Below are 9942 nucleotides of genomic sequence, written 5' to 3'. Positions count from 1 at the left end.
TGTGTTCCCGCACGGGAAAAGGATCACGGCGGAAACCCGCCATACATGCAGGTAGATCGCTTGCGTGGAGCTGTGCCCGGAACCGGACTCGAACCGGTACGGCCCGAAGGCCAGCGAGGTTTAAGCTCGCCGTGTCTGCATTCCACCATCCGGGCATGGCGCGCGGCTCCGCATCGGCACATGAGCCTATCGGGATGCTTCGCCCGTTCAGCGGAACGATGACCCGATGTTGTCCTATTTTATTGACGCCTGAGTGTGCGTCAGCGCAGGTGGGGCCTGGTCTGACGGAGCGTGAGGGGGCTCGCTACCGCAAAGGCCCGGCCACCGGAATGACGGAAAGTCGCCGCCTGGACACGCCGGGAGCGGCACACTCCCCCGGGGTGTCGGCTCTCAGGGGTCCCGTCATACCTCAGGAGGAGGGCCGGCCCTCCCGGTCCGACTCGAGTCGCCCCCGCGAACGGGCATGTGGGCGGACGACCGGGGCCTCAACGCTGGACACGATGGAGTGGTTCCCGAACACCTCGCAGTGACAGGAGTCCCTCGTGACCACCACCCCCACCGTCTCCCGCGCCACCGCGGTGGCCGCCCGCGCCACGGATCTCTCGAAGGTCTACGGACAGGGCGAGACCCAGGTGGTCGCCCTGGACCGCGTCACCGTGGACTTCCGGCAGGGCGAGTTCACCGCGATCATGGGCCCCTCCGGCTCCGGCAAGTCGACCCTGATGCACTGCGTCGCGGGCCTGGACTCCTTCAGCTCCGGATCGGTGCGCCTCGGCGACACGGAGCTGAGCACCCTCAAGGACAAGCAGCTCACACAGCTGCGCCGGGACAAGATCGGCTTCATCTTCCAGGCGTTCAACCTGCTGCCGACGCTGACGGCGCTGGAGAACATCACGCTGCCGATGGACATCGCGGGCCGCAAGCCCGACAAGCAGTGGGTGGAGAAGGTCATCGACATGATCGGCCTGTCCGGCCGGCTGAGCCACCGTCCCACGCAGCTCTCCGGCGGCCAGCAGCAGCGCGTCGCCGTGGCCCGCGCGCTGGCCTCCCGCCCCGAGATCATCTTCGGTGACGAGCCGACCGGAAACCTGGACTCGCGCTCGGGCGCCGAGGTCCTGGGCTTCCTGCGCAATTCGGTACGGGACCTGGGCCAGACGGTCGTCATGGTCACCCACGACCCGGTCGCCGCGTCCTACGCGGACCGGGTGATCTTCCTCGCGGACGGCCGGATCGTCGACGAGATGATCGCCCCGACGGCGGACGGCGTGCTGGACCGCATGAAGGCCTTCGACGCCAAGGGCCGCACGAGCTGAGGCGCCCCGGGGCTCCGCCCCGGTCCCCGGCCCTTCGACGTTCCGCCCCCGACACGGGGGCTCCCACCCCAGGACACACACATGTTCCGTACCGCCTTGCGCAACGTGCTCGCGCACAAGGCCCGGCTGCTGATGACCGTGCTCGCCGTCATGCTCGGCGTCGCCTTCGTCTCCGGCACCCTGGTCTTCACCGACACCCTCTCCCAGGCCTTCCGCAGCCAGTCGGCCAAGAGCTACGACGACGTGGCCGTCGCCGTCGAGCACTACCCGAACCCGGCCGAGGCCGCCAAGGACCCCGGCCTCTCCCAGAGCGTCATCGACCGCCTGGGCGGGCTCGACGGCGTCGCCTCCGTCACCGGACGGGTCGACGGCTTCGCCGGCGTGCCCGACAAGGACGGCAAGCTGATCGGCGTCGGCTGGTCCAACAAGGGCACGAACTTCGCCCCGGGCCCCGACGGCAAGGACCGGGCGTACGACTTCGTCCAGGGCGCCGGCCCGGTCGAGGACAGCCAGGTCGCGCTCGACAGGGCGACCGCGGCCAAGGGCGGCTACCAGGTGGGCGACCGCGTCCGCGTGGCCACCAACGGCCCGGTGAAGGAGTACACCCTCTCCGGTGTCTTCACCACCGAGGACGGCGCGGTCAGCGCCGGCGGCAGCCTGGTCCTCTTCGACAACTCCGTCGCGCAGAAGCAGTACGTGAAGGAGGGCTTCTACCGCAGCGCCACCATCGCCGCGACCCCGGGCACGGACGCCGACAAGCTCCTGGACGAGGTCCTGAAGGTCGTCCCGAAGGCCGCCACGGCCCAGACCGGCCAGGCGCTCGCCGACCAGCAGGCCAAGGACATCGAGGCCGGGCTCGGCGCGCTGAAGCAGGTGCTGCTCGGCTTCGCGGGCATCGCCCTCTTCGTCGGCGTCTTCCTGATCGCCAACACCTTCACCATGCTGGTCGCCCAGCGCACCAGGGAGCTCGCGCTGATGCGCGCCGTCGGCGCCTCGCGCAGGCAGATCACGCGCTCCGTCCTCGTCGAGGCCGGGCTCGTCGGTCTGGTCGCCTCGGTCGTCGGCTACGGCCTCGGCATCGCGATGGCCGTCGGACTGCGCTCGGGTATGAACGCCTTCGACCTGAAGGTGCCGGACGGCCCGCTGGTCCTCACCGCCGCCCCGCTCATCGCCGCACTCGCCGTCGGCGTCAAGATCACCATGGTCGCCGCCTGGCTCCCCGGACGCCGCGCCGCGAAGATCCCGCCGGTCGCCGCGATGAGCAGCGTCCACGCCGCGGCGACGACGAAGTCGCTCGTGGTCCGCAACTCCATCGGCGCCGCGCTCACCGTGCTCGGTGTGGTTCTCATCGTGCTCGGCGCCGGCACCGGCGGCGACGACGGCCGGATGTACATCGCGGGCGGCGCCTTCGTCACCCTCATCGGTGTGATCGTGCTGATCCCGCTGCTCTCCCGCCCGGTGATCGCCCTGATCCGCCCGCTGTTCGTCGGCCTCTTCGGCGTCTCCGGCAAGCTCGCCGGACTCAACGCGGTCCGCAACCCGCGCCGTACCGGCGCCACCGCCTCGGCGCTCGCCATCGGGCTGACCCTGGTCACCGGCCTGTCCGTGCTCGGTACGACGGTCGGCGCGGCGCTGGACAAGATGACGACGGAGCAGATCCGCGCCGACTACATGATCTCCATGGCCAGCGGCGAGGGCATGAACGGGGACACGCTCGCCGCGATCGAGAAGACCCCCGGCGCCACCGCCGTCTCGCCGCAACTGGCCGGCTGGTTCGCGCTGAAGGGCAAGGACGTCTCGGCCTCCGGTGTGACCCCCGGCGACATCGAGAAGCTGATCAAGCTCAACACCGTGCAGGGCTCGCTGAGCTCGCTCGGCAAGGGACAGATCGCCATCGCGGAGAAGACCGCGACCAAGCAGGGCTGGAAGGTCGGCGACACGCTGCCGGTCGAGTTCGGCGACAAGAAGAAGGGCGAGCTGACGGTCGGCGCGATCTACGAGGACAGCGAGTTCGTCTCGCCGGTCCTGATCGACGCGAAGACCATCACGGCCCACGAGCAGCAGTCGTACATCCCGCAGATCTTCGTCTCGATGGACGGCGGCGCCTCCGCGGCCAACGAGAAGGCGATCGCGAAGGCGATGGGCGACAACCCGGCCATCACGGTCATGGACCAGAAGGACATCCGTGACCTGTTCGGCGGCCAGATCAACATGCTCCTGAACATCATGTACGGCCTGCTGGCGATGGCCCTGATCATCGCGGTCCTGGGCGTCGTGAACACCCTGGCCATGTCCGTCTTCGAGCGTCAGCAGGAGATCGGCATGCTGCGGGCGATCGGTCTGGACCGGCGCCGGGTGAAGCGGATGGTCCGTCTGGAGGCCGTGGTCATCTCGCTCTTCGGCGCGGTGGTCGGCATCGGTCTCGGCTCGTTCCTGGGCTGGGCGATCGGCGAGACGTTCAAGAGCAGCCTGCCGGGCTACGCGCTGGTGCTGCCCTGGGACCGGATCGGGATCTTCCTGGTCCTGGCCGGACTGGTCGGCGTCCTGGCGGCCCTGTGGCCGGCCCGCAGCGCGGCCAGGCTGAACATGCTGACGGCCATCAAGACCGAGTAGCACCGCACGCGACGTGAAGGGCCGGGCTCCCCGAAAGGGGGCCCGGCCCTTCACGTCTCACCGGGTCAGGGCCTCTCGTTCCACACCCGCGGGCGCAGCGCCACGCCCGATGCCCCCGACTCCGGCGTCTTCACGGCGAGGAACTGGTTCACGCCGATCCGGTTGCGCTCGAAGGAGACCGCGCAGGCCGCCATGTAGAGCCGCCAGATCCGCGCCCGGCCGGGTGAGGTGCTCCGTACGGCCCGGGCCCAGTCGCTCTCCAGATTGGCCACCCAGCGGCGCAGCGTCAGGGCGTAGTGCTCGCGGATCGCCTCCACGTCACGCACCTCGAAGCCGGCGTCCTCCAGGGTCGTCAGCGTGCGTCCCATCGGGGCGAGTTCGCCGTCGGGGAAGACGTACGCGTCGATGAAGGCGTCGATCCGGTAGGTGTCCTCGTCCGGCTCGGGGCGGCGGGAGATCTGGTGGTTGAGCAGCCGGCCGCCGGTCTTGAGCAGCGCGTACAGTACGTCGGCGTACTCGCGGTAGCGGTCCTCACCGACGTGCTCCGCCATGCCGATGGACGAAATCGCGTCGTACGGCCCGTCCTTGACGTCCCGGTAGTCCTGGACCCGGATCTCGATCCGGTCCGTCAGGCCCTCCTCGGCGATCCGCTTGCGGGCGTAGGCCGCCTGCTCCCGGGAGAGGGTGATGCCGACGACCCGGGCGCCGTACTCGCGGGCCGCGTGCATGGCCATGGAGCCCCAGCCGCAGCCGACGTCGAGGAGTCGGTCGCCCTCCTTCAGGTTCAGCTTGCGGGCGATGAGGTCCAGCTTGTCGCGCTGGGCGTCCTCCAGGGTCCCGCCGTCGGTCCAGTACGCGCACGAGTAGACCATCGACGGCCCGAGGACCAGCTCGTAGAAGTCGTTGCCCACGTCGTAGTGGTGACTGATCGCCTGTTTGTCGCGGCTCTTGCTGTGGCGCGATCCGGTGCGCCGGCGCACCTCCTCGGCGGGCGGCGCAGGCGGCGGCAGCGGCCTGGCCAGCTTCAGGAACGCGGCGGCCGCGGTGCGCAGCTTGGGGTCGCGTACGGACGCCAGGGCGCTCCTGGTCTCCTCGCCGCGCTCCCAGAACAGCCCCGCCAGCCGGTCCAGGACCTCGTAGAGATCGCCCTCGACGTCGATCTCACCGGCCACCCAGGCCCGCGCGAGACCCAGTTCACCGGGCTTCCACAGCAGCCGGCGCAGGGCGCGCCGCTCCCGGACGATCAGAACGGGGCCGTCCGCGGGTCCTGCTTCACTGCCGTCCCAGGCTCGCAGACGCACCGGGAGCGGGGACCCCAGCAGGTCCTCCGCGAGAGTGGTCAGCCGCGATGCGGCGTCGGCCATGGTGCACACCTCCGTGATGTCGTGCCCCAGAAATGCTCGTGACCACGTAAACACCGTCCGTAGGCGAATACAGCCCCGCCGCCGCACAACGACTCGGCAAAAACACGCGAAAGGGCCGTCCGCACCACGGATGGCGGACGGCCCTTTCGGTGACGTCGGGTACTGCTCTCAGCGCGTCAGGAGGCCTTGGCCTTCTCCTGCGCCGGGGCGGCGGGAGCCGGGGCGGGCTTGGCCGCCTCGTAGAACTCCTCGCGCGGCGTCTCCATGGCACCGAGGGAGACGACCTCGCGCTTCAGGAACATCGCGAGGGTCCAGTCGGCGAAGACGCGGATCTTGCGGTTCCAGGTCGGCACGGCCATGCCGTGGTAGCCACGGTGCATGTACCAGGCGAGCCGGCCCTTGAGCTTGATCTTCATCTTGCCCATGACGATCATGGCGACGCCCTTGTGGAGGCCGAGGCCCGCCACAGCGCCCTTGTTGGAGTGCTCGTACGGCTTCTGCGGGAAGCCCCGCATGCCGGAGACCACGTTGTCGCCGAGGACCTTCGCCTGGCGCAGCGCGTGCTGGGCGTTCGGCGGGCACCAGGCGTTCTCGACGCCGGCCTTGCGGGACGCGACGTCCGGGACCTGGGCGTTGTCGCCGGCGGCCCAGATGTAGTCGGTGCCCTGGACCTGGAGCGTCTCGGAGGTGTCCACGTGGCCGCGCGGGCCGAGCGGGAGGCCGAAGCGGGCGAGCGCCGGGTTGGGCTTGACGCCCGCGGTCCACACGATCGTGTTGGAGTCGACCTCGAGGCCGTTCTTCAGCACCACGTGGCCGTCGACGCAGGAGTCCATGGACGTCGAGAGGTAGATCTCGACGCCGCGGCCCTCGAGGTGCTCCTTGCCCCAGCGGCCCAGCTCCGGGCCGACCTCGGGAAGGATCTTGTCGGCGGCGTCGACCAGGATGAAGCGCATGTCCTCGCGCTTCACGTTGGTGTAGTACTTCGCCGCGTCGCGGGCCATGTCCTCGACCTCGCCGATGGTCTCCGCGCCGGCGAAGCCGCCGCCCACGAAGACGAAGGTCAGCGCCTTGCGGCGGACCTCCTCGTTGGTCGTGGAGTCGGCCTTGTCGAGCTGCTCCAGGACGTGGTTGCGGAGGCCGATGGCCTCCTCCACGCCCTTCATGCCGATGCCCTGCTCGGCCAGGCCGGGGATCGGGAAGGTACGGGAGACCGCGCCCAGCGCGACGACCAGGTAGTCGAACGGCAGGTCGTACGCCTCGCCGACGAGCGGCGCGATCGTGGCGACCTTGCGGTCCTGGTCGATGCTGGTGACGCGACCGGTGAGCACCTCGGCTCCGCGCACGACGCGTCGCAGCGGGACGACGACATGGCGCGGCGAGATGCTGCCTGCGGCGGCTTCGGGGAGGAAGGGCTGGTACGTCATGTACGAGCGCGGGTCGACGACCGTGACGGTCGCTTCCGCGTAACGCATCTTCTTGAGGATGCGTCGAGCTGCGTACAGGCCTACGTACCCACCGCCTACTACGAGGATCCTGGGACGCTCCGTGGTGCTCATGCATCCGAGTATCCACCCCTCCCAGGGGGGTCGCTCGTGCGCCCCTTCACAAGCTCTGGGGGTACCTCTGCTACACTCCGCCGCCCACGTGACCCAGGTCATGGTCGTGCAAAGGAACCAGGGTGCAGGGGTGAACGTTGTTCACCCCTACTGAACTGCTCTGGAGAGCCCCCGTTAACGCAGAACCACGGGGTGCATTCACACGATGGAAACATCGAGCGAACCGGGCTTCCCGCCTACGAAAGAGCCCCGGCAGGGGCGTTGGAGGCCCTCATGGCCCTCCACAGCCCCCATCAGGGCCCTTTTCCTTGTGAAGAACTTCACGAACTTTCTCGGCGGACCGATTCGCGACGCCCCGCCGGGTGCCCGTTATGCCACGGACAGTGCGATTCCGTCGAGGATCGCGCACGAACGCGCCCCCGTCCACAGAGGCGCCGTGTACACGTTGACGCGTACACTGCCTTCATGACTGAGAACACCGTGACTGTACGGGAAGCTCGCGCGCACCTCGCCGATCACATCAACCGGGCCGAGGAAGGCGTCCCGACCGTCATCACGCGCAACGGCGCACCGGTGGCAGCCGTGGTCCCGATCTCGGACTTCGAAGCGTTGGAGGAAGCGGCCGATGTGATGCTGGCGCGCGAGGCCGAAGCGGTACTGGCCGAGGGAGGCAGCACCGTAACCATGGCGGAACTGCTGGCGGACCTGTTCACCGAGCAGGACGGCGAGGCGGCGTGAAGTACGCCTTCCGGTTCACCACAGCGGCCCAGCGCCAGCTTCGGGCCATCAGCCGACCCGACGCCATGCGCATCCTGACCGCGTTGACCGCACTCGGTGACGACCCGTACCGCCAGGACGCCGACGTCAAGAAGCTCACCGGCCCGCCGGGCCTCTACCGGCTCAGGATCGGTGGCTACCGGATCGCCTACCTGATCAACGATGGCGAACTCGTCGTCCTGGTGGTCAAGGTGGGCGACCGGCGGGACGTCTACCGCAACCTGTGACGCCCCGCCCGGCACCGGCACCGCCTCAGCGCACCTCGGCGGCGCAGCTGTGAGCGATTCCGTCGAGGATGTCGTGCTCGCTGACGACGACCTCACGGGCCCCGGTCCGCTCCATGATCTCCAGCAGGACGAGCGCCCCGGAGACGATGACGTCGACCCGGCCCGGGTGCATCACGGAGATCGCGGCGCGCTCGGCGTGCGTGGAGCGGACCAGCGAGTCGACGATCTCCGCGACCTTCGCGTACGGGATACGGGAGTGGTGGATCCGCTCGGAGTCGTACTCCTCGAGCCCCAGCGCGATCGCGGCGACCGTGGTCACCGAACCCGCGAGCCCGACCAGCGTCTCGGCCGAGCGGATCGGGACGGTCTCCTCGGCCAGGTCGAGCGCGGCCCGGATGTCGGCGCGGATCGCGTCGATCTCCTCGGCCGCCGCCGGATCGCTGCGCACGTGGCGCTCGGTGAGCCGTACGCAGCCGATGTCGACGGACCGGGCGGCCTCGACGTGCCTGTCGCCGACGACGAACTCGGTCGAGCCGCCGCCGATGTCCACGACCAGGTACCGCTCGGCGGCGGGCAGCTCGCCCGTGGCGCCGATGAAGGAGAACTCGGCCTCCTGGTCGCCGGTGATCACCTCGGGCTCGACGCCCAGGATGTCCAGGACTCCGCTGACGAACTCGTCGCGGTTCTCGGCGTCGCGGGAGGCGGAGGTGGCCACGAAGCGGAGCTTCTCGGCGCCCAGTTCCTTGATGACGGCGGCGTACTCCCGGCAGGCGGCGAAGGTCCGCTCCAGCGCCTCGGGCGCGAGGCGGCCGGTCCGGTCGACGCCCTGCCCGAGCCGGACGATCGTCATCCGCCGGTCCAGCTCGATCAGCTCGCCCGGGGAGCCCGCGCCGGAGGCGCCGTCAGGCTCGGCGACGTCGGCGACCAGGAGGCGGATGGAGTTCGTACCGCAGTCGATGCCCGCCACCCGGGTCACTGGGCCGACTCCTTCTCGTCCGCGCACGGCGTGACGCAGGGGCCCTTGGCCCACCACTCCGGCAGCATCGCGATCGCCTCGTCGCCCAGCGGGTTCACGCCCGGTCCCGCGGCCAGCGAGTGGCCGACGAGGACGTGCAGGCACTTGACGCGGTCGGGCATGCCGCCGGCGCTCGGGAAGCCCTCCAGGACCTCGATGGCGTCACGACGGGCGATGTAGTCCTCGTGCGCGGCCCGGTAGGCGGCGGCCAGCTCCGGGTCGGTGGCCAGCCGGGCCTGCATCTCCTTCATGACCCCGTTGGCCTCCAGGGTGCCGATCGCGGAGGCCGCGCGGGGGCAGGTCAGGTAGTACGTCGTGGGGAACGGGGTGCCGTCCGGGAGCCGCGGCGCGGTCTCGACGACGTCCGGGTTGCCGCAGGGGCAGCGGTGCGCGATGGCGCGCAGACCCCGGGGCGGGCGGCCGAGCTGCTGCTCGAAGGCGGCGACGTCCGCCTCGGTCGGCTCGGTGCGTGCGGTCTGCGGAGGGGGCGTTTCCATCGTTACGTCTTGTCTTCTCGTCGGAGTGTCGTCGGTGGTGGAGGTCGGTGCGGGGCCGAGGCCGCCGGGCCGGGCACGCTAGCGGCGCGTGTCCGCGCGGTCGACGCCGTCCCAGAGGTCGGAGTACCAGGGCCGCTCGGCGCCACCCTGCTCGGTGCGCCGGGCACGCTCGGCCTCGGGGTCGTTCAGGGTGAAGCCGGTCTCGCCGGGCATCACGTAGTGCAGGTGCTCCCGGGCGAGCCGGCGGACGTACGCGGGGTCCTGGAGACGGGCCTTCTCGTCCCGCAGCTTCTCGACCCGCGCGGCCGCGTCGGCGGCCTGGCGCTCCTGCTCGGCGATCTCGCCTCGCTGGGACACGTACTGGCGCATGGGGTACGCGAGCGCGACGACCAGCGAGCAGACCACCAGGGCGAGGAAGGCCGCCCGGCCGGTGAGCCGGGAGCGGCGGGCCTGACGGCGGGTCTGGGAGCGGTAGACACGGGCGGCGGTCTGCTCGCCGAGCAGCCTGATCCTGGTCGCGGTCGAGAACCGGTCCCGGTCCTTCGCGGCCATCTCCTGTCGCCTCCCCTGTGTCGTCCCG

General features: G+C 70.1%; 9 protein-coding genes and 1 tRNA gene. 4 read left to right on the top strand and 6 right to left on the bottom strand.

Annotation, left to right across the window (positions count from 1 at the left end):
• Positions 1 to 73 precede the first annotated feature (73 nt).
• Positions 74 to 155, bottom strand: a tRNA-Leu gene (locus ACFUJR_RS18015).
• 387 nt (positions 156 to 542) lie between these two features.
• On the opposite strand from ACFUJR_RS18015, the gene ACFUJR_RS18010 reads away from it, so the two are divergent.
• Both ACFUJR_RS18010 and ACFUJR_RS18005 read left to right on the top strand, forming a co-directional pair.
• Entirely contained in the window at positions 543 to 1313 is a 771-nt protein-coding gene (locus ACFUJR_RS18010) for an ABC transporter ATP-binding protein (protein ID WP_383175196.1), read from the top strand.
• An 81-nt stretch (positions 1314 to 1394) separates the two neighbouring features.
• Positions 1395 to 3926: an ABC transporter permease gene (locus ACFUJR_RS18005; protein WP_383175193.1), complete on the top strand. Its 2532-nt coding sequence runs from the start codon at positions 1395 to 1397 to the stop codon at positions 3924 to 3926.
• Positions 3927 to 3991: 65 nt separating this feature from the next.
• On the opposite strand, the gene ACFUJR_RS18000 is transcribed toward ACFUJR_RS18005, so the two are convergent.
• A complete protein-coding gene (locus ACFUJR_RS18000; protein ID WP_383173485.1) occupies positions 3992 to 5290 on the bottom strand; it encodes a class I SAM-dependent methyltransferase in 1299 nt (432 codons plus the stop codon).
• 176 nt (positions 5291 to 5466) lie between these two features.
• Positions 5467 to 6846 carry an NAD(P)/FAD-dependent oxidoreductase gene (locus tag ACFUJR_RS17995; protein WP_383173487.1) on the bottom strand — a complete coding sequence of 460 codons (1380 nt, stop codon included), beginning with the start codon at positions 6844 to 6846 and terminating at the stop codon, positions 5467 to 5469.
• 465 nt (positions 6847 to 7311) lie between these two features.
• On the opposite strand from ACFUJR_RS17995, the gene ACFUJR_RS17990 reads away from it, so the two are divergent.
• Together ACFUJR_RS17990 and ACFUJR_RS17985 are read left to right on the top strand one after the other, a co-directional pair.
• Positions 7312 to 7584 (top strand): type II toxin-antitoxin system Phd/YefM family antitoxin, encoded by a 273-nt coding sequence (locus ACFUJR_RS17990; protein ID WP_283974282.1) that lies wholly within the window; start codon positions 7312 to 7314, stop codon positions 7582 to 7584.
• Positions 7581 to 7850, top strand: a complete 270-nt coding sequence (locus ACFUJR_RS17985) for a type II toxin-antitoxin system RelE/ParE family toxin (protein WP_383173492.1) — start codon at positions 7581 to 7583, stop codon at positions 7848 to 7850. Before ACFUJR_RS17990 ends, ACFUJR_RS17985 begins: the two co-directional genes overlap by 4 nt.
• A gap of 25 nt (positions 7851 to 7875) precedes the next feature.
• Here ACFUJR_RS17985 and ACFUJR_RS17980 read toward each other — a convergent pair whose 3' ends face one another.
• The 3 genes from ACFUJR_RS17980 to ACFUJR_RS17970 form a co-directional block, all read right to left on the bottom strand.
• The gene (locus ACFUJR_RS17980) at positions 7876 to 8826 is read right to left on the bottom strand and encodes an exopolyphosphatase (protein ID WP_383173495.1); all 951 of its coding nucleotides are present in this window, start codon (positions 8824 to 8826) and stop codon (positions 7876 to 7878) included.
• The gene (locus ACFUJR_RS17975) at positions 8823 to 9362 is read right to left on the bottom strand and encodes a DUF501 domain-containing protein (protein ID WP_383173498.1); all 540 of its coding nucleotides are present in this window, start codon (positions 9360 to 9362) and stop codon (positions 8823 to 8825) included. Before ACFUJR_RS17975 ends, ACFUJR_RS17980 begins: the two co-directional genes overlap by 4 nt.
• Before the next feature lie 78 nt (positions 9363 to 9440).
• Positions 9441 to 9914 (bottom strand): septum formation initiator family protein, encoded by a 474-nt coding sequence (locus ACFUJR_RS17970; RefSeq protein WP_383173501.1) that lies wholly within the window; start codon positions 9912 to 9914, stop codon positions 9441 to 9443.
• Between the last annotated feature and the right edge of the window lie 28 nt (positions 9915 to 9942).

This window comes from Streptomyces sp. NPDC057271, assembly GCF_042668715.1.
Classification (GTDB): Bacteria; Actinomycetota; Actinomycetes; order Streptomycetales; family Streptomycetaceae; genus Streptomyces.
The sequence above is the reverse complement of the archived record's forward strand: the minus strand, read 5'-3'. Positions and strand labels throughout refer to the sequence as shown.